General features: G+C 50.7%; 8 protein-coding genes. 4 read left to right on the top strand and 4 right to left on the bottom strand.

Annotation, left to right across the window (positions count from 1 at the left end; all coding sequences use genetic code 11):
- The first annotated feature begins 19 nt into the window (after positions 1-19).
- Positions 20-586, top strand: a complete 567-nt coding sequence (ddpX, locus tag KBW69_RS18115; protein WP_257254654.1) for a D-alanyl-D-alanine dipeptidase — start codon at positions 20-22, stop codon at positions 584-586.
- 96 nt (positions 587-682) lie between these two features.
- Here ddpX and KBW69_RS18110 read toward each other — a convergent pair whose 3' ends face one another.
- Genes KBW69_RS18110 through nirB form a run of 4 tightly spaced genes read right to left on the bottom strand, consistent with a single transcriptional unit; the run spans position 683 to position 7627 of the window.
- A complete protein-coding gene (locus KBW69_RS18110; protein WP_257281762.1) occupies positions 683-3370 on the bottom strand; it encodes a nitrate reductase in 2688 nt (895 codons plus the stop codon).
- Positions 3371-3397: 27 nt separating this feature from the next.
- Entirely contained in the window at positions 3398-4678 is a 1281-nt protein-coding gene (locus KBW69_RS18105) for an NAD(P)/FAD-dependent oxidoreductase (protein WP_257254656.1), read from the bottom strand.
- 1 nt (position 4679) lies between these two features.
- Positions 4680-5063: a nitrite reductase small subunit NirD gene (nirD, locus tag KBW69_RS18100; RefSeq protein WP_257254657.1), complete on the bottom strand. Its 384-nt coding sequence runs from the start codon at positions 5061-5063 to the stop codon at positions 4680-4682.
- A gap of 29 nt (positions 5064-5092) precedes the next feature.
- The gene (gene nirB / locus KBW69_RS18095; protein WP_306670909.1) at positions 5093-7627 is read right to left on the bottom strand and encodes a nitrite reductase large subunit NirB; all 2535 of its coding nucleotides are present in this window, start codon (positions 7625-7627) and stop codon (positions 5093-5095) included.
- Positions 7628-8004: 377 nt separating this feature from the next.
- Between nirB and KBW69_RS18090 the strand changes: the two genes are divergently transcribed.
- The 3 genes from KBW69_RS18090 to KBW69_RS18080 form a co-directional block, all read left to right on the top strand.
- Entirely contained in the window at positions 8005-9474 is a 1470-nt protein-coding gene (locus tag KBW69_RS18090; protein WP_257254658.1) for a NarK family nitrate/nitrite MFS transporter, read from the top strand.
- Between the two features lie 486 nt (positions 9475-9960).
- On the top strand, positions 9961-19851 hold the full coding sequence (locus tag KBW69_RS18085) for a hypothetical protein (RefSeq protein WP_257281761.1): 9891 nt from the start codon (positions 9961-9963) through the stop codon (positions 19849-19851).
- Positions 19852-19969: 118 nt separating this feature from the next.
- On the top strand, positions 19970-20560 hold a 591-nt coding region (locus tag KBW69_RS18080; protein ID WP_257281760.1), incomplete at its 3' end, for a hypothetical protein.

Below are 20560 nucleotides of genomic sequence, written 5' to 3'. Positions count from 1 at the left end.
CTGAAGGCCAGATTAATTTATGAAGAACTCGCACTCACTGGTTGAAGTCACACCACAAAGTCACGATCTTTTGCTCGAGATAGTTTACGCTACCACGAGGAACTTCACTGGTAAGCAGGTTTATAAAAAACCTCTGTGCCTGATGCACGAAGAAGCCGCCAACAGATTGCAAAACGCCATTGAAGTTCTTCAACCCATGGGGCTCAAATTAAAAATATGGGATGCCTATCGCCCACTGGAAGCCCAGCAGGAACTCTTTCAATGTGTACCGGACCCTCAATATGTGTCCCACCCGAAAACCGGGTTACGTACCCACTGCAGAGGGATAGCTGTTGATCTCACGCTGGTTGATCAGTTCGGACATACATTGGAAATGGGCACAGAGCTGGATGACTTCCGCCCATTAGCTCACCATGGCAATGACCAGATTACCGAGCTCGCACAGAAAAACAGGTTAATCCTGGCAGGCGCCATGAATGTGGCTGGATTCGACGCTCTTGAAAATGAATGGTGGCATTATCAATTACCTGATGCTGATCTATATCCGATATTAGAGGAAAATGAAGTCTGTTCAGGTATTATCTAGTGCCGCCGAATCTTATGCTTGATTCCGCTCGCACAGAGCTTGTCCAAGTGCAGTGCCACTGACCTTCAACAAGCCCGGGACGAACAGAGTGCGTGTCTATACCAACTCTGCTGTATGGGTAATCAGCTTGCGAATCTCAGGAATACAGGATCCACAGTTTGTTCCTGCCTTCAAAGACTGACCCACCTCGACAGGGTCAGTAAAGCCTTCCTCTTCAATCACACGACAGATGGTTTTCTCGCCCACACCAAAACAGGCACAAACCACTTTGCCAGTATCTTCTCCCTTCGGTGGAATGCCTGCCAGTAATCGCCAGCGCTCTGAAAAAGGAATATCTTCTTTTTCAAAAGCAGCCTGTAGCCATACACGATCACTGTCGGGCAATGACTCTCCAACAATAAGAAGAGCCTGCAGCTGGCCAGATGCAAACCAGGCACTACGGGCACTGCCTGTCTTCAGATCAGTGTAATCAATTCTTTCCTTGCCTGAGCCGACACACTCCAGCATTGTAGAATCAATGGATTGGCCTGCCACCTCATATCGGAACCCCTGCTGGAATTTCACCTCTGTGGCATAATCAAACGGCTCAAAGTCCTGCTTTTTGCGACTTAGTAAAACCGCCTGTTGCTTCAGAGAAACTGCTTCAATGCAGGCAGGAGTGTGCTTGCAACCCGGCTGCTTTGACCAGGGGTCTACCTCTGGCTTCACCAAAACACCACAGTGACCGCTTTTGCTGTTCTGCCGTGTCCAGTGCATGGGCATGAAAACATTACCCCTACCCACTGAAGGTGTGACAGCAACCCTGACCAAAATGGCATCAAAGGCTGTAGTCAATCGACACAATCCCTGGTCAGCCAGCCCGTACTTCTGAGCATCTTCAGGATGAACTTCCAGGAAAGGCTCATCAATGTGCTGACTTAACCTGGGCGACAGTGCTGTACGCGTCATGGTATGCCAATGATCACGAACCCTGCCAGTATTCAGCAACAGCGGATAGTCGGCGTTGGGCTGATGGTAGGAAACCCTAAACTCCGTTGAAACAATATTCGCCCGACCTGTTTCTGTGAAAAAGCCGCCATCAGCAAACAATCTTGTATGTGGCTGAGTAGACGTTTGTCCTGTCACCAGTGGCCACTGGAATGGATCAAGTGCTTCGTATTCCGCATCCGAAATGGAAGCCACAGCACCAATATTAAAATCTCTTGTACGCCCCTTAGAATTATTCTCAAAAGCAGAGAGAGCGGCATGTTCGCGGAAAATATCAGCAGATCTCTGATAATTAAAGGCGTCACCAAACCCCATCTTTTCTGCCACCTTCGAAATAATCCACCAATCAGGTCTGGCGGCTCCGGAAAGTTCAAACAGAGCTCTCTGCCTCGAAATTCTTCTCTCCGAGTTGGTGACCGTGCCGTCCTTTTCACTCCAGCCAGCGGCGGGCAAACGGATATGGGCAAACTCAGAAGTATCTGTTTTTTCAATGCAATCAGACACGACGACCGTCGGACACTTTTTCAGGGCACTGATCACCGTATTGCTATCAGGCATACTGACCACAGGGTTAGTACCCATAATCCAGACAAATTTTATGTCGCCGTTATTCATGGCATTAAACAAATCTACGGCTGTTTTACCCGGTGATGTAGCAATATTCGGTGCCTTCCAGAATCGCCTGACCCGATCCACATCGTCCGTGTGAAAATCCATATGAGCAGCCAGCTGATTGGCCAAGCCTCCAACCTCCCGACCTCCCATCGCATTTGGCTGACCAGTAAGTGACAATGGCCCAGATCCCGGCTTGCCAATACGTCCCGTAATCAGGTGACAGTTGATGATGGCATTGACTTTATCGGTACCGGCAACGGACTGATTCACACCCTGAGACCAGGCAGTAACGACTTTTCCGGTCTCTGCAAACCACTCACAAAACTGCTTGAGAGCAGCTTTATCAATCCCGCAAAGTTCGGCAACCGCTGAAAAACTCCCTACTTTTCTGGCGGCGTTCAGAGCCTCATTAAAACCCTGGGTGTGCTGATCAATGTATGCCTGATCCAACTTATTGTGCTTATCAAGGTAGCTAAATAACTTATTGAAGAGAGCGGTGTCCGTTCCTGATTTCAGAGCAAGATGCAGGTCGGCGATGTCACAGGTGTCAGTGGCACGAGGATCGATGACAACCACCTTCATGTCTGGACGCTGCTCTTTTGCAGCCCTTATTCTCTGGAATAATACCGGGTGACACCAGGCTGTATTGGCACCGACCAGCACGATCATATCGGCTAATTCAAGGTCCTCATAGTTACCAGGCACAGTATCAGAACCGAATGACCTCTTTTGACCTGCTACCGTAGAAGCCATACAAAGGCGTGAGTTGGTGTCTATGTTGCCGGAACCAATAAAACCCTTCATCAGTTTGTTAGCCACATAGTAATCTTCTGTCAGTAATTGACCAGAGCCGTATAAAGCCACCGCTTCAGGACCGTACTCTTCTATTGTGGTTTTCAGTCGATAAACAACCTCATCCAGGGCAACATCCCAATTGACTCTCTGCTCACCTATATAAGGGGTCAGGAGACGATTCTCCAGAGAAACCGTTTCTCCGAGTGCACTGCCTTTTGAACAAAGACGTCCAAAATTAGCAGGGTGGTTCTTCCGGCCTTCTATATCCACCAGATGGAGCTCTTTATCGGTGACCGTCGCCTTGATACCGCAGCCAACACCACAATAGGCACACGTCGTATTGATGACTTGCTGAGGGTGATTGCATATATCGATGCTGTCAGCCATAGACATACTTCCTTCATTGGAAATTTCTTAGTGTTTCAGTGCATCTGCATTCAGATAACGTTTGCCGAAAATAAGTTGGTCGCGGATATCTGAAATATCTCGCCCTGTTTCCATCAATTCCTGATACCAGAGACCATCTGAAGCATCGCCAAAGAGCAGAGCCCCCTTCAACTCGTTATCACGGATCACCAGTTTTCGATAGATGCCAACTCCTGCAGCATCAATGATGATTTCTTCATCACTCTCTTCTGCAACAAACTGTCCACTGGAAAACAGATCAATACCGTCTACTTTCAGGCTGGTTGGTATCGGAACTGGCTCAAACCGCTCTCCCGACGAGCCCAACAGTCGATGCACAGCCACCTGAGCGTGCCCATAAACCGGCGCCACAAGACCAAACAGATCGTTGTTCAGCTGCACACACTCGCCAATCGCCGTTACTGAAGGGTCTGAGGTTTGCATTCTGTCGTTCACCAGAATACCTCTATCACACGCCAGACCAGTACCTCTGATCAGTTCTATGTTGGGCCGAACCCCCGCTGTCACTACCACCAGCGAAGCCTGTAACCACTCGCCATCTTTCAGTTGCACGCCGGTCACTTTTCCATCATCACCCGTATAGGAATCCAGCATGGCACTGCAACGGAACTCAATACCTTTTTCTTCCAGTGCTTTCTGCAAAAGCTTTCCGGCCTTTTCATCCAGCTGTCGGGCCATAGGAATGGACATGGTATCCACCACGGTGACCTTCATACCCCGACTGGCGAGGCCACTGGCACATTCAAGACCCAAGAGTCCGCCGCCAATTACCACGGCCTTTGCCCGGGGTCTGGATGAAGCTGTAAGCATCTGCTCAACATCATCAAGATTCCTGAAAGCCATAACTCCTTTCAGATCAGCTCCGGGTACAGGAATACGATTGGGTAGAGAACCCATTGCCAGAACCAGATGATCGTAATCAAAACTTTGACCACCCACTGTCTCGACTCGCTTCAACTCAAGATCAAGACCATCAACCCGATAGTCGCTGCCCGAAAACAGGCTGATATCCTGGTTCCGATACCAGGATTCAGGTTGCAGTTGAATACCCTGAAGATCGACACTGCCTGCCAATAACTTGGATAGCTGAATCCGGTTGTACCCGGGGCAGGATTCCTCAGAAAGAACGGTGACCTGATACTCACGGCTATTCTGCTCAGTAAGCTTTTCCAGAAAGCGAACTGAGCCCATGCCATTTCCCACCACCAGCAGCTTTCGCTTCAATGACGGATGACGACTGACGCTCGCCGCCTGTAACGCCGCTGTCATATCAGGCTGCCTCGATAGTGACCGACACCAGTGAGACCTGGACCCTCTGGTCCACGACTTCTACGGGATAAGTATTTAACGCCACGGTTTCATCTTCCAGACACTGACCGGTGCTTAAATCAAAGTGCTGTTTATAAATGGGCGACGCTACCACCAGACGCCCTTCCAGATCTCCTACCAGACCACGGGAGATAACATTGGCCTGACTGAATGGATCGTGGTTATCCACTGCATAAACTTGGTCGTCTACTTTAAACAGGGCAACTTGAACGCCTTCCACCAGAGCACAGACACCCAAGTTCTGAATAAGATCACTTTCACTGCAAACGGTTGTCCAAACTTTATTAGCTATGGGCACTTGATTGGCTGCGGGCACTTGAGTCATGGTTAATGTCTCCTTATTATTCGCTTCGTTTACAGCTGTTTCAGGGCGATTTTTTCGTCATGGGTAGCAGGACGAATCTGATCACGCTCGTTCACAAACACTACGTTACTGTCGCTTTCATCACTGTTGATAAAATGATTGAAACGTTTGAGCTTTTCAGGATCTGAGAGGGTGGTTTTCCATTCACACTGATAGGTACCCACCAGATAGGTCATCTCATTTTCCAGCTCCTGACAGATCCCCAGACTGTCCTCGATAATCACTTCACGCAGGTAATCAAGACCGCCTTCCAGATTATCCATCCAGACTGAAGTACGTTGCAGACGATCAGCGGTGCGGATATAGAACATCAGGAAACGATCAATGTATTTAACCAGAGTTTCATCATCCAGCTCGGTAGCAAACAGGTCGGCATGACGCGGCTTCATACCGCCATTACCAGAAAGGTAAAGGTTCCAGCCTTTTTCCGTGGCGATAACACCCACATCTTTACTCTGGGCTTCAGCGCATTCACGGGTACAACCGGAGACAGCCATTTTGATCTTGTGCGGAGAGCGTACACCCCGGTAACGATTTTCAATGGCGATGGCCATACTGGTACTGTCCAGTACCCCATAACGACACCAGGTACTGCCAACACAGGATTTCACGGTACGCAGTGACTTGCCGTAGGCATGACCGGTTTCAAAACCTGCATCGACAAGCCGTTTCCAAATTTCCGGCAACTGTTCCACACGGGCACCAAAAAGGTCGATCCGCTGACCACCGGTGATTTTCGTGTAGAGGTTAAAATCGCGACCTACTTCACCAATGGTAATCAGTTTATCGGGAGTAATTTCTCCCCCCGGAACCCTGGGCACAATGGAGTAAGTACCGTCTTTCTGCATGTTGCCGAGGAAATAATCGTTGGTGTCTTGCACTTGAGCATGCTGATCTTTAAGCACATATTCGTTCCAGCAGGAAGCCAGAACGGAGCCAATGGTGGGCTTACAGATATCGCAGCCTCGCCCCTTACCGTGCTTTGCCAGAACTTCGTCGAAAGACTTTAATTCACCGACACGGACCAGATGATAGAGTTCTTGTCTGGAGTGAGGGAAATGCTCACAGATATCTTTTTTAACCTCAACACCCAGCTCAGTCAGTTCATGATCAAGAACCTGCTTGACCAGAGCCGTACAGCCACCACAGCCGGTTCCGGCACTGGTTTCAGCCTTTAGTGCGCCCATGTCCATGCAGCCACCGGCCACCGCGTTAACCAGATCACCTTTGCTGACGTCATAGCAGGAACAGATTTGAGCCGTTTCTGGCAGAGCCGCGACACCCAGACCCGTTGCAGCGGAGCCATCGGTCTGAGGCAGGATCAGTTCGGCTGGATTTTCCGGAGGCCGCATATCATTCAACATCATTTGCAGCAGGCTGCCATATTCTTCGGCATCACCGACCAGAACAGCACCCAAAACCTTTTTCTTATTCTTGGAAACCACCAGTTTTTTGTAAACTTCTTTTTCTTCATCAATCAGCTGGTAGCTCAGACAACCTTCGGTATTGCCATGGGCATCACCAATACTGGCAACATCGACGCCCATCAGTTTCAGTTTGGTGCTCATGTCAGCACCGGAAAACTGATTACCGTCCCTGCCTGTCAGTTGATCCACAACCACCTGCCCCATCTGGTAGCCCGGTGCCACCAGACCAAAGATACGACCACTCCAGAGGGCGCACTCACCAATAGCAAAAATGCGTTTATCCGATGTACGACAGTCGTTATCAATAACGATACCGCCACGCTCACCCAGTTCCAGACCGGAACTTTTCGCCAGCTCGTCTCTGGGGCGAATACCTGCTGAAAACAGCACGATATCGGTATTCAGCTGTTCGCCGTCAGCGAACTGCATCTGATGAACAGCGCCTTCACCATCAACAATCTGACGGGTATTTCTGGAAGTATGAATGGTGACCCCCAGACCTTCGATCTTGCGTCTGAGCATGGCACCACCGCCGTCATCCACCTGAACAGCCATCAGACGAGGAGCAAATTCAACCACGTGAGTCTCCAGCCCCAGATCTTTAAGCGCTTTTGCTGCTTCCAGCCCCAGCAGACCTCCGCCAACAACGGCACCGACTCTGCCATTACGGGCAGCTTCCTTAATAGCTTCGAGATCTTCGATGGTGCGATAGACAAAACAGTTTTCACGGTCGTGCCCGGGCACAGGAGGAACAAACGGATAGGAGCCTGTAGCCAGTACCAACTGATCGTACTTTTGAGTAATGCCACTGGCCGTGTTTACTTCACAGGACTTACGATCTATCGATATGATGGCTTCATTAAGAACAAGATTGATGCCTTCCTGCTCATAAAAGCCTTCAGAAACCATAGACAGGTCCTCCGCAGAGCGCCCCGTGAAAAACTCACTGAGATGAACCCTGTCATAGGCAGGACGGACTTCCTCGCCAAACACTACCACTTCGAAACGATTCAGGCCTCCGGCGTCGACCAGCTTCTCAAGAAAGCGGTGACCGACCATACCATTACCGACTACCACCAGGGTTTCTTTTCCGATCATCTCGGACATCCTCTTCAATGTGACGCATTGGGCCGGAACAACTACATCCATTAGAGCCAGCCTCTTTTCTGATGGTTGTGTTTAAGCAACTGTCGTGCCCACTTTCAAAACACGCTAAAAAACAGGAGTATATCTCGGGGCAATCCAGGTGCCTGCACAAAAATAATGCACCCGGAAATAACCAAACCGCTGACAAGCACCATTTTGGTGAGAAGAAAAATAATAGTTAGAGACTTTGCATACTTAAATAAAGGACTCCCCTATACATAAGAGAAAATTCATTAAAAACGAATAAAAATGCAACTTAAATTCAAGCATTTACCATATTGGCCTGATGTTTGCTTTTGATTGGGAAATCTCTTAAACAAGGAGGATGTATGAGCAACCCCGATTCGTTTAACCTGTTTTCATTTAGCGGGAAAACCAAGATTCTGCACCTTAGCTGGATTGCCTTCTTTATTAGCTTTGTGGTCTGGTTTAACCATGCGCCACTGGCCCTGGCTATTTCTGAGTCTCTGGGCCTCACTCGTGAAGAACTTAAAACCCTGCTGATTCTGAACGTGGCCCTCACCATTCCGGCTCGAGTCATCATTGGTATGCTCACCGATGTTTACGGTCCCAGAAAAGTCTATTCCGGACTTCTGGCCATCTGCAGTATTCCTTGTTTTATGTATGCCCTGGCGGATGACTTCACCCAGGCCGCCATAGCCCGCTTTATGCTGGGAACTATTGGTGCAGGCTTTGTAGTCGGTATTCGTCTGGTGTCTGAGTGGTTCCCGGCCCGCCAACTGGGTACCGCTGAAGGGATTTACGGTGGCTGGGGCAACTTTGGTTCTGCCGCTGCCGCTATGTCTCTGCCCACCATTGCCCTGCTCTTTGGTGGAGAAGATGGCTGGCGCTACGCAATCGGCCTGACCGGATTAATCTCCCTGCTGTTCAGTGTCGTCTTCTACATGAACGTCACTGACACCCCTAAAGGCTCCACCTACTTCCGGCCCAAGAACATTGGTGCCATGGAAGTCACCAGCAAGGGCGATTTTGTCCTGCTGCTGATCATGAAGATACCCATGTATGCCGCACTGGCTCTGCTGACCTGGAAGCTTTCACCAAAAGGTGTTGCCATGCTGAGTGCCGGGATTTCAACGGCTATATATGCAGGCCTGACGGCCATCTATCTGTTTGACGCCTGGAAAGTCTGGCAGGTTAACAAGCAGATTTTCTCCGAGCCTGTCCCAGCCATTCACCAGTATCAGTTCAAGCAGGTGGCTGTTCTGAACGTGCTCTACTTCGCCACCTTCGGCTCAGAGTTGGCAGTAGTTTCTATGCTGCCCCTGTTCTTCGCAGATACCTTTGAATTAGATCCGGTCATGGCAGGTCTGGTAGCTTCCGCTTATGCCTTTATGAACCTGATGTCTCGTCCGGGTGGAGGATTACTGAGCGACAAGTTTGGTCGTAAGATCACCTTGCTTGTTCTGACTGCAGGGCTGGCCGGTGGTTACTACATGATGAGCATCATAGACTCCGGCTGGCCTCTGGTTCTGGCTGTGGTTGCTGCTATGGCCTGCTCCTTCTTTGTGCAGGCCGGTGAAGGTGCCGTATTTGCAGCCGTCCCCCTGATCAAACGTCGACTGACAGGTCAGATTGCCGGTATGACCGGAGCCTATGGTAACGTAGGGGCTGTCTTCTACCTGACGGTATTGTCTCTGGTAGACTACTCCACTTTCTTTATGGTTATCGCAGGCACCGCAGTACTGGGCTTCTTAACCCTGTTCCTGATGGAAGAACCCAAGGGTCAGATGGCCGAAGTGATGCCGGATGGCAGTGTTACCATGATTGATGTGACCTGATCATTTTGTTCCAGTGGTCCACTACGGACCACTGAAACAAAACACTGCCACTGAATACCTTTCAAACATGATCCTCTATTTCACAATCATCACTCTTGCAACGCCTGCCAAAACGTAGAGTCCCCACCGTAAAGAGGCTGTCACGATTCTGAATCCCCGGCAGGCCAGTGTGCCTCAGCGAAAATCCGTGGACGTCCTCTTCACTCTGGCTCGCACAGTGGAGACAAAAACAACACCTGACGTAAATAAAACCATAAGCTTTCAGCCTGCCACTTTTCAACGTCATCTGTATGGACACATTCGCCCTGTTGACCTCCATTTTCGATCACGAAAGGCGTGCAAATTCGCAGAGGAGCGTAACTGAATCCTGTACTAAACTGCGTGTTGCAATTTTTATACATTTAAGCTCCTCTGAATCACGCCGCTGAGAAGCCAGGTATTGCGCCCCTTCCGAAATTCATGCAGTTCAATCTATCAGGTATTATCATGCCACTTCCAATCAACAAAATACCCAAGAATATTCATGTTACTATCGTCGGCCCTGTTGCAGGCTGGGAGTTTAGTTTTCTGATAATATGGGCCAAGGTGAACACAGACCATACAATCCATGTATGGGCCCCCAAACGTTTGATATACCAAAAAATTCTATATTCGCTGCTTTTTTCTGAGAGAAACAAAATAACTATTGAAAAAGATTACCCTGCTGATCTTGCGCAGTTGAGAGATAGCATCTGGGCAAAAGTCGATCATTTTATGGGTGAAGACGCTGACATAGAAAGTCTGGATATAGAGAAATCTGATTTTTCAGATAACGTAAAGGAGGCGTTTACCAGCCAACTGACCAAAATCAATACAGCCTTAAATCAAATTGAAACATCCATCAGCAATGCTCACGTTCATAGAGAGACCAGTCATTTTGAAAAAATCAATAGTCAATATATCAGGTACAGTTTAGGCTTTAGTAACACGTTAACAATCGAAAGATTTATAGGACTGTATCATGAATATGATCTTGGAGGAGTATATATTGATAAAGGACTAATGCCAAAGCTTAAGAGTAAGCCCTTTCTAAAAAGAAGCGATTCGCTCAACCCTATATCGGGGATGGCAGCAAGTAATGAGGATAGAAAGGAGCTCGACAGAGCCAAGATACGTGCTCTTTTAGAAAAAATGTTTTCAGATGGAATGATTACAGACCCTGCTCCTTATTTTGATAGATACGACACAATCCTTCCGAAGGAAGAGTTTAATCGGATCAAAGATATCATAGAGAACACCAGCATGGGTGATCTATTCCATGAACTGGAAGAATATAATTTAAAAAGAAGCAACCGTCATAGATTATTCTTAAATAAAAAAGTAAATTTTGAGGATAATATTTTTCCTCGATCTCTTGATGCTTCAATCCAACCAATAATGGTGACATCCAGATCAAGAAATTCAGTATTAAAAATGATACTTGATGAAACCCGTTTCCTTCATGAAACTGCAGAAAATTTAAGAAAGTCAGCAATAAGTAAACAAGAACTCATATCAAAAACAAGGGAGAAGATCGAAAATTTTTATCGAGAAAGCAATGTCATTGTCTCCAGCGATAACATTGATAAAGTTACAACGATGTTAACTGCCCTGGCAGATGATACCAAAGGGACTGACGACCACATTATCGATCAATTGGGTTACGAAGCTTTTGAAAGATTAATAAACATAAATTTAAAAGAAAGACCTTCAATTCAGCTAACTGATAACTTCTTGGCAAACACCCCCTTCTATAACAGGAAGTCTTACGACCCTGATATTGACGACTTACAAATAGTGCCCGAACAACCCTACGACAAACTAATAATACTTAACTTTTCTGATAACTCGAACGATAAAGGCCAATCTTTAACAAAGTCTTCTAATCTTTATAAACTGTATCTCACTGAAAAAAATAGCGTTTTGTACGACGTTGTTAAAACTGCTCCAGAGGGAAGTAAAGAACTTAAAACAATAAAAGGCGTACCACTCAATAAAATTGGCAGAGACACTAAAGTCATAATCACTGGAACTCTTTATTTCCCCGATATATCGAATGAACGTTCTTCTTCCTACTCACGGGAAATAGTGGCAGAGCTAACATCGCATTTAAGTACGGCAATCCCCCAGAATACCGTCGTTCAAAGCATAGTATTCTTTTTTGATAACTCTGCACAAGACATTCCGGGTTTTGAGGGTACATTGGATGCCAGCCAAAAAGATTATGTTATACCTGAAGTTCTGAGGGAGTTGGCCAAAGAAGGTGTCTTTGCAAATTCAGCTGTTGCGGTTAGGGGATCGCTGTCAGCAAGCATTCCTCAACAAACGGCCGTTGATCCTGATAGGCCGTCAACCTCTGCAGATGCACCCCATTCTGAACTCAACCGTATTGTTTTTACCCTGAACGAAGAGAGCATCGTTGCATACCAGGCCAGATTCGGGTTGGCCTCCCTCGATCCCCGAATTAAGTTTACCGGCACCCGAATCGAGGTTGAGCACACCAATACCAGACCCGAAGTTAAGAATACCGATACCGGAGCCAAAAAGTTTTTGATCAAAGTCATACTCGAGCATGAGTCTATCGAAGCCAGACTCAAAGAGGATTTGATCGGAGTCATCGTCAGAAATAAGCCTATCGATGCCAGTATCAAGGAGAATTTGGTCGCAACCATATTGCAACATGAGTCTATCGATTCAGGACTCAAAGAAATTTTGGTCAAAGCCATACTCGAACTTGAGTTCAACGATGACGGACTCGAAGCAAATAGAGTGGATAGTTCGACCGAAGGTGAATCTGCCTCTGACCTATCGGAAGATGAGGTGCGCAAGTCCACAAACGACTATGATCCCCAAGATCCCAGAAAAGATGCTCGACACTACTCATTACACGATGATTTTCAAAGCGCGATCTTACATGGATTAGTTGCGCAACCGGCGACTGAAAAAGTGGCTTTCGTCAATCCGGACAAGAAAGAAACTGATCGTTTGGAAGACACACTCCGCACGGCGCTGCTGTCTTCATCTTACAGGGAATGGCTTGCTCGCTACGAGAGGCGTTTCACCGAATCTAACGAAGTCAACCTGCTTGAGCGGGAAATGAACACCTTCCAAAGTGAAGAAGCAAAGAACAGGGCCTTCGAAAACCTCAAAAGACGGATAAAGGCAACGTCATACGATATCTTCCCCCTCGATCTTACAAAGATAAAGGATGTCGCCGCGCTTAACGCGATATACAAAAATGATTTCAACAACATCAGCGTTTTCACAAACCTGCCATCGGGCTCCTGTAGCAGGCGTCGAAGATCAGCCGATACCGGCGGTTGTGAAGCCCGACTTAGAGAGCTGGCCAGTGCCCTCCGGTTACTGTCCGACGCTAACACCCAACTCTATATCCGGGACCGCACCACCGATATCGCCCTGCTTGATACTGCCAACGATTCGACGCTCTCGCGGCTTCAGATATTTTACACAGACCTCCGTCGCAAGGAAGGCAAGGCAGACCTGGCACGCACCCGGGGCAAGCACTACGTCATTGCCCTGGACAACGCCTCGTTTACCCGGGCCCAACAACAAATAAAAGCCGGGACTCTGAGTGGCCAGCCCCTGTTGCTGAAAGCCACTCCCTCTTACGGTTATGTGCTGCTCACTCCCGAGGGCCGGGTGCAGTCGGCCATTGCCGGGGGAGACGGCAACCAGGTCACTGTGATAGGCCAGCCAGCCAGACTGATCACCCGGGCATTGACGACACTGGTCAAAGATTTCACCGCTGACAGCCACATCAGCAGCCTGACCGTCAGTGATCTTCCCGGTAGCAACCATTCCAGTGGAATCAACGTCCTGAATGCCCTGAAAACCTTCATCGCCCGCGCGCCTGCTAACGGCAAGCCCCTGGTGGGCAAGCTGGTGATCGAGCCCCAGAGCCACAGCAATTCTGTTTTCAAAAGACTGGTGAGGGATACCAAGCGCCTGATGCCAAAGGACCGCCCGGCAATAGGAGCCCTGGTGCTGCGCTCCCCGGCCACCGGACGACCTGAGTACTGGCTGTTTCCCGGCGAAACCAAAGTGCTGATACCACCCCGGCCAACGGGTTCAAAAGCCCTCCGGAATTTGCCGTCCAGCCGCCTTTCAGTGCCCGCGGAGCCCCAGACAGATACGGTGAACAGTCTATCCGCTGTCGCCAGGGAACGAAGCGAATTCAGGCAGCGACTGCTGGATTTTGACACCACCCTCAAAGGCCTTAAAACCCGGCACTCACTCCCCGATAACATCCTTCCCATGCTGGATACCCTCCGTCGGGATGGCCAGGGCTGGCGCATGGACTTTATGGAGCCCGATACCCTGGCCCGAAAGAACATCCACTTTACGTCCGCAGCCTTTAAGCGCTTTCAGGGCTTTCTCCAGAATGCCGGTCGTCCATCACCATCGCAGGTCAAAGGGAAAAAAACAGCCACCGGCGGTCTGGAAAGACTCAGGTCTTTTATAGGTCTTCACGACCTGATCGCCGGGATTGCCCCCGTGGGACATCATTACAAAAACACTCCGACCCAGAATATGACGGACACCGAACGGCAGATTCATATCGGGCGCCAGACACTTTTTTATGCCGCAGTGACATTGGAAGGGGCTGACCTGACCTCTCTTGGGGTAAAGGGGCTCAAGCTGTTCACCCCAACCTTCAAGCAGCCATTTTCTTCCAGCCAGACCGCGCCAAAGCTACCCGGTACCCATTCGGGCAAGTTGTCCGGGGGGCTGAAAAGGGCCAAGGTGCTGGGTAAAAAAGCTGGACATTTTTTACCCGTTCTGGGTCTCGGCGTGTCAGCAGGCAGTCTCACCCTGACCGTGATGGAATATGAGAAAGAAAAAGACCCTGAAGTCAAGAAACTCATGGAATCCAGGGTGATCTTCGAGTCGGTGGATACCGCTGTCTCCATCCTTTCAGATTTGGCCGGACCTGCCGGGTTCATCATTGACGGTATCATGCACTTCGTCAGGGGTATTTTTAATCGACATTATCAAAGGAAGTTAAACAAGCTGATCTATAAAAAATTACGGGACGCCTCGGGTAAGGCGGTCCACATCTTTAACCCGATTCACGCCCAACTGGACCCCACAAGCTTCCTGGCCAAAAACCAGACCCTCAATGCTCTGATGAGCGGGGATGGCAAAAATCTCCTGACCCTGAACATCAAGTCCATCGACCTGGTGAACCGGACCCTGACCTTCGGGGGCGGCTTCTCATTCTCGCAAACCTTCATCGCCGGGAAAAAAAACGACTGGGCCAAGTGTAAGGATACGACCTATGTAAAGAACGGCCCCGTCCATGAATGCGCCAGCGACATCAACCGGTTGGAGTACTCCAAGGTTCCCTTTAACCTGATCGAGGATGCCCTGAAGACATTGTGCCGGACAGAGTCGCGTTTAATCGGGTACCAATGCAGAAACGGGGTGTTCCACAACCTGGATCAGATGGCCGACAAAAAGATGATTTTAATGCCTTCTGTGCCCGAGTGGCAGGTCAAGCTCTTATACGACCAATTTGACCAGACCTCTCGAGGGAGTGCGCCAGACAGCCGTTCTCCCGGAGCGAAATTTCTGGATGCCGTCGGCAATGACAAGCTGCAACGGTTATACCAGAAAAAGGTGAAAAACATCAGGCTCACCCAATATCGCGGGGAACACTTTAGTTCTAAACGTACAATCGTCCACACAGATAAATACATTGGCCAGATGTTCACCCGTGCGGGCGACTTCAAGTACCTTTCCTCACGCAGCCGCCTGGATTTAGATAAAAGAAATTACATCATCGTCTTTAGCAAGATCTCTGCCGAATTCACCCGGCTGCTGAGTTACGACCTGTACAGCCCTGAAGGGGCTGGCAACACCTACCTCCTGATGTCCAACGGTGGTCACTTCATCCGCATTCACCCCCGTGGCAAGACGGCCTCTACCTGGGTATTGAACTACAATGGGCCGCTCCCCTATAGCTGCCTTGCCGGGGGCGGCTGGAAGCAACGCTGTTCATCCAGGCTGGACCAGAACAAAAAAACCTGGACACTCACACTGGGTGAGACCCGTTTCCAGTTTCCTGCCCCGACACCGGACGCCCCCTACAGAGTAATAGTCCAGAATGCTAACGCACGATTTGAGTGGCTGCCACCAGATCGCGAAGTGGATCGCGAAGTGGATCGCAAAGTGATTCACCGCTTATACGACAATAGCGAACTGAATAACAGCGGGCCAAGGGCACAGAAACTGCTCAGAATGACGGCCCATAACACCGCTGCCAGCCGGTTTCTGCCGTTGGAACTGAAGCAATGCAACACTTCGTTCCTTGCACGCTGCATGGACGGGGCGCCAGTGCAGTGGATCAGACCTCACGGGCGGGTGGTGATCGGTTTCCGTGATGTAACACCCGGAAGCGTGTCTAAGCTGAACCCGCAATGGTTGGAATACCAGAAGTACTGTCAAAAAAAGGCCGAAGAATATCTTGAAACACCCTATTCCTGTTTCCCCAACAAGCTGGGACTGGCCAAAACTGATTGGGATAAGCTAGACCGGGTGAAGCTCTGGTACGATACCCGTCACCATAAGGAAATCCAGCTCATCGTCCCCAATGACCGGTTACAACCGGTACAGGGGAACCCGACCATCGGCTACTATTTTTTTGACTCCGTCAACAGTCAGGTGTTATTCAGGAACGCCAGTGCCCTGAACCAGGGCATCCGGCATTTTCGTGAGTTTGACGCCAGCGAGCAGGGCGCCGTGTTTGGTCGCAAGGTATCAAGGACAGTGCCGGGCAAAGATGACTCCCAATTGCTGGTGTTTGAGGCCCCCTATTATTACCTGTTGACGGCCACCCGATCCGGTCAGCTGGCTCACCGTGTGATTGCGGCAGAGGCTCTGGATAGCCAGCTCAGCGCTACCCCCATAGCGGCAACAGACAAAGGGCTGATTCCCTTTCAGGTCGTCGACAGTTACGACAGTCGACGTATCCTGCGGGCCGGTTTTTATGACGGGTCCACCCAAACCTATATTGCCTTCCTGAGCAGCCTGCTGGACGGCGGTCGGCTGATCTATGGGGACGACGGCAGCAGTCTTCTGCAGATCAGTGAGCCTGTCCAGAAGCAACTGCACAAGAACCACCTGCCAGTGCACAAGGTAGTGGGCCAGCAGATCTACTACCTTTTATTCAGTCAGCATTCCGGCAACCTGTATTACCTGAGCACCGACGTAAATCGCCCTGCGGGCATCCAGCGGCTGAGCTCCGGTTTGCAGGTGATCCGCCCGGCGGGCGAGCAGCGGACGGTGGCAGAGATGGCCAGCCACCGGGTCTTTTCCCGTGTGCAGGCGCACTCCGGCAGTCTCCTGGCCGATACCCACAGTGGCTTCCAGCTATGGATACCGGACAAGACCTGGGACAACACCCGGTTGGTCAGCAAAATCCTGCCGGTGGAATCAAAATCCTTTGCGCACTGGCAAGTCAAGGCCACCGGGCAGACCGTCGCCAAGTCTAACGATACCCTGAGTGTGCGCCAGTTCACCCCACGATCCGGCGTGGCGATGACGAGCCTGGATCTGAGCAAACTGGTCAATCTGGTCTTCGCCAAAGTAACCCTGGACCACCCCGACACGGCCTGGACCAACGCCAGTGCCCAGGTGTTCATCAGTGACCTCAAGGGACAGTTGCGCACTAAGGTGGCACAGGCCCGGCAGGAGTTCTCAGCAACGGTGGGTCTGTTGCCACTGCCCCTGACAACACCGGTCACCAACCACACCCTGTTAAGCCCCTTAAGGGAACTGGATTTCTGGTACTTACCGGACGATGACACCCTGCTGGCGGCTAAAACCCGCGACCGATTCCAGATTATGGTCAATGTCAATGAAGACGGTCAGCTGCTCGCCCTCTCAGATACCCGCAAAAAGCAGGCCTTCCAGTTTTTTACCCGGCCTGATCAGGGTACCAAAGGTCATCCCTTTTGCGGGAAGGCTGGTGCCGTTCTGACCGGGATACCCAGCGAGTTTAATGCCCTGCTCTCCATTCCCTGCCGTTACACCTTGCCGGACGGCATCGAATTGCGAGGACACTACCAGTGGAAACCCGGTGCCAAGGCATGGCAAATTCGGACCCCGCAGGCTGAATACCTGGCCAATCGGAAACATCTGGCCCTGGTGGCGCTGGACCTCAGCCTGATGGGGCCCAGAAAAGCCTCCGGTGACCCAAGCTACCGGACCTGGCTGGATTTCAACCGGGCTTTGAGATCCGTGCCAATGGGCGTTCGACGGCGGGCCGACACCAGACTGATCGCTCTCAAACTTCGCCCCGGCTATACCTCAACCCAGGTGGCCTGGGTGGAGTACTGGGGCAGGCATTCTGGTCAACAGAGACTGTTGTTCGGCCTGCCTGACAAGGAGCATGGTCTTCAGCAACTGATTGGACAAACCACCGGCGTCTGGAAAAAAAACATCTCCCGAAATTTCTGGTTCCTTCAGCCTACGGCTACGGTTGTTTATAGCCCAAACCACCAAATGCTTTACCAGATCAACCCCATGGGCTATCAGTCCCTGGGCACCTTTGACAGGGTGGCCGTGATGGCTGAGGGCCTGCTGCTGTCAGGGACATCCGGAGCCGACCGGATCAGCCTGAAAGCGTTGCAGCTGGACACTTACTACCGCGAGCACCAGGTAGCCTTTGTCAAGGAGGGCAATCGCCAACGGTTTGGGGTCGTGGTGGAGGGCCAGGGTGGTTCGGATGTGATTCAACTGGATGAGACCGACCTGTCGTTTTTTGCCCGAATCATCCTCCATCCCGGACTTGCTGGAGAAAAAACCGCTGTTCATGACCAGGCACAAACCCGCATAGAACTGAATTTACCGGCCTTCCTCTTCCGTGCCACTCGCCGAGACGAGAGACTGGTCCTGTCTACCCGGTTTACGACAGGCGACGCTGAGATCGAGATCCAGGAAGTCTGGGCCAAAATGAACAACCACTTCCTGCAACCGACGACGCTGGCGTTCATTGACCTTGAGCTGCCATTATTCGACCTGGCGGCACGAGTGATGCTCTCTGATCAGGGAGTGGTGATGCCATTAACGGTGGGCAACCGGACGGATCGCCTTCGATTCATCCACGCCACAGCCAGCAATCCCCTGTACATCCAGCAAGAGCAAGACCGGCCAGTAAAAATCGTCACACACCGGGCTATGGACGGCATTAGACTGACGCTGGAGCCATTAAACCCTATACATATAATGCGACGAGTGTTTATTACTGGCACAGGGCAGTGTGGCTGGGAACCCGGCAGTGTTCAGGTGAGAGGGCCGAAACCCGACAGCCGTTACCGTCCATTGCCATTTATACCCGCCGTGATCAGCTCGTCTGCCACAGGCAACAGAGCAAGGGGCAATGACCGTAATAACGTCCTGTATGTGAGTGCCAATGCACGGCAGTGGTCTTTCCCGGGGCGGGGCGGTAATGACCTGCTGCTGCTGGGGACGTCCGGAAACACAGCCGCAAGGCCAAACGTGCTGGCAAACTGGACACGGAGCGATCGATGTGACAACCGAAGGCTGGAAGCACCCGGCAACAGCAGCCTGTGGCAAGCCATCGTGGACTGGACCCGCCCCCTGGCCGGTGGGGTTGGCCATGACGTCTATGACCTGCGGGCATGCAGACCGGCCCGAACAATAGACGGCCATGGCAAGCATTATGTCCTCCTGTCGTCCGGGTCAAAGGCGGATTTACGCCTGCTGTCTGGCCATAACAGCACTGCACTGTTCTTTACCGACCTGACCGCGGAGCAGGTGGATTTCAGTCAGTGTGACGAGCAGCAGAGCAACAACAGCAGCCACCTCGCCCACAGCAACAGCTCCCTGCCCCTCGGGAGCCAGACCGTCAGGATCATCAACACCCACACTAACCAGACGCTGGCGCTGGTGAAAACGGACGTACTGTCCAGCCTGCACTTTAAAGGAGGACAAGTCAGCCTGAGCCCCATGGCGGTGATCAACAGCAACCAGAGCGCACTGGCCGTAGACGACAGTCGCGGTGGAGATCACGGAGCCCTCAGCTTTCTGAACAGGATCATCCGCAGGGGACAACGGCTGGTGAATTACCTGAGCAGCCTGGCCGGAGGCGGGAAAAACGACAATGACGCGGATATGGTAAAGAGTGAGCAGAAAGGGGTGGCAAGCCTGAACGACACAGAGCTGAACCGGCACTTCCAGCGTCTGGTGCAAGACCTCAGTGCCCTGTCAGGCAATCGCAGTGACGGGAGCCCATCGTTTATGTCGTCAGCCAGCCAGGGAATGATACAAAACCTGACGACTCCTCAACCTTTGACTACGATAAGCGCTAGCTGATAACAACGACACAAGCGGCGCACGGTGCGTTGTATGTCCCACTCCTGAGCGCCGACGCCGCAACGTAATGGAATCAGCCCAGTCCTGAATTACCTGTTAGTTCCGGAGAGCTTCACGTATGCCTGCCAATCAAACTGATACGAATCCTACCAATCGTCCTCCCGAAAGACAGTGGCTTGAGACCAGCGATGGCTGGTTTTACTCGGCCACTGTTGATACCGATTCGTTTAAAATCACTCTGTCGATAGATCGGCCAGGGTCGGCTTTTGCCACGCCTGCGCACATCAGTGCTGTCAAGACAGCCATTGGCAGAGCCTTCTGGTTAATAGAACAGTCAGATTTATTTCCGCACCATATACACCGGAATATTCGCATTATCTTTGCTGACTCAGACTTGCCGGGTCAGAACATCTTTTATGACGATGACGGTGTCATCCTGTTAATCAGGCAATCGATAATCAATTCGTCACCATTACCCCGGACTTCTGGCAAACCTGCCACTTTAGCCGATGCTCCCGGAGCTGACCCGCTCGTTGCCACTTTGCTGAATCACATGTCAATGGTCGTTTATGAGGCCTGTGATCCCAATGCCTTCTGGTCAGAATTTCAGACACGGCATGATGGTGTCGAAGGGAACACCATCGCCACTCAAACACAGCTCAGCTTTATCGCTGAAACGCTGGCCGCCAAGTGGTTGAATCAGAAATTA

It is taken from the genome of Endozoicomonas sp. ISHI1 (assembly GCF_024606225.1).
Taxonomy (GTDB): Bacteria; Pseudomonadota; Gammaproteobacteria; order Pseudomonadales; family Endozoicomonadaceae; genus Endozoicomonas_A.
This window is presented reverse-complemented; position numbering and strand designations above follow the sequence as displayed.

Excerpts from the sequence above, each read along its gene's own strand:
- KBW69_RS18105 (WP_257254656.1), bottom strand. The coding sequence starts at position 4,678 with ATGACAGCGGCGTTACAGGCGGCGAGCGTCAGTCGTCATCCGTCATTG.
- nirB (WP_306670909.1), bottom strand. The coding sequence starts at position 7,627 with ATGATCGGAAAAGAAACCCTGGTGGTAGTCGGTAATGGTATGGTCGGT.
- ddpX (WP_257254654.1), top strand. The coding sequence starts at position 20 with ATGAAGAACTCGCACTCACTGGTTGAAGTCACACCACAAAGTCACGAT.
- KBW69_RS18090 (WP_257254658.1), top strand. The coding sequence starts at position 8,005 with ATGAGCAACCCCGATTCGTTTAACCTGTTTTCATTTAGCGGGAAAACC.
- nirD (WP_257254657.1), bottom strand. The coding sequence starts at position 5,063 with ATGACTCAAGTGCCCGCAGCCAATCAAGTGCCCATAGCTAATAAAGTT.
- KBW69_RS18085 (WP_257281761.1), top strand. The coding sequence starts at position 9,961 with ATGCCACTTCCAATCAACAAAATACCCAAGAATATTCATGTTACTATC.
- KBW69_RS18110 (WP_257281762.1), bottom strand. The coding sequence starts at position 3,370 with ATGGCTGACAGCATCGATATATGCAATCACCCTCAGCAAGTCATCAAT.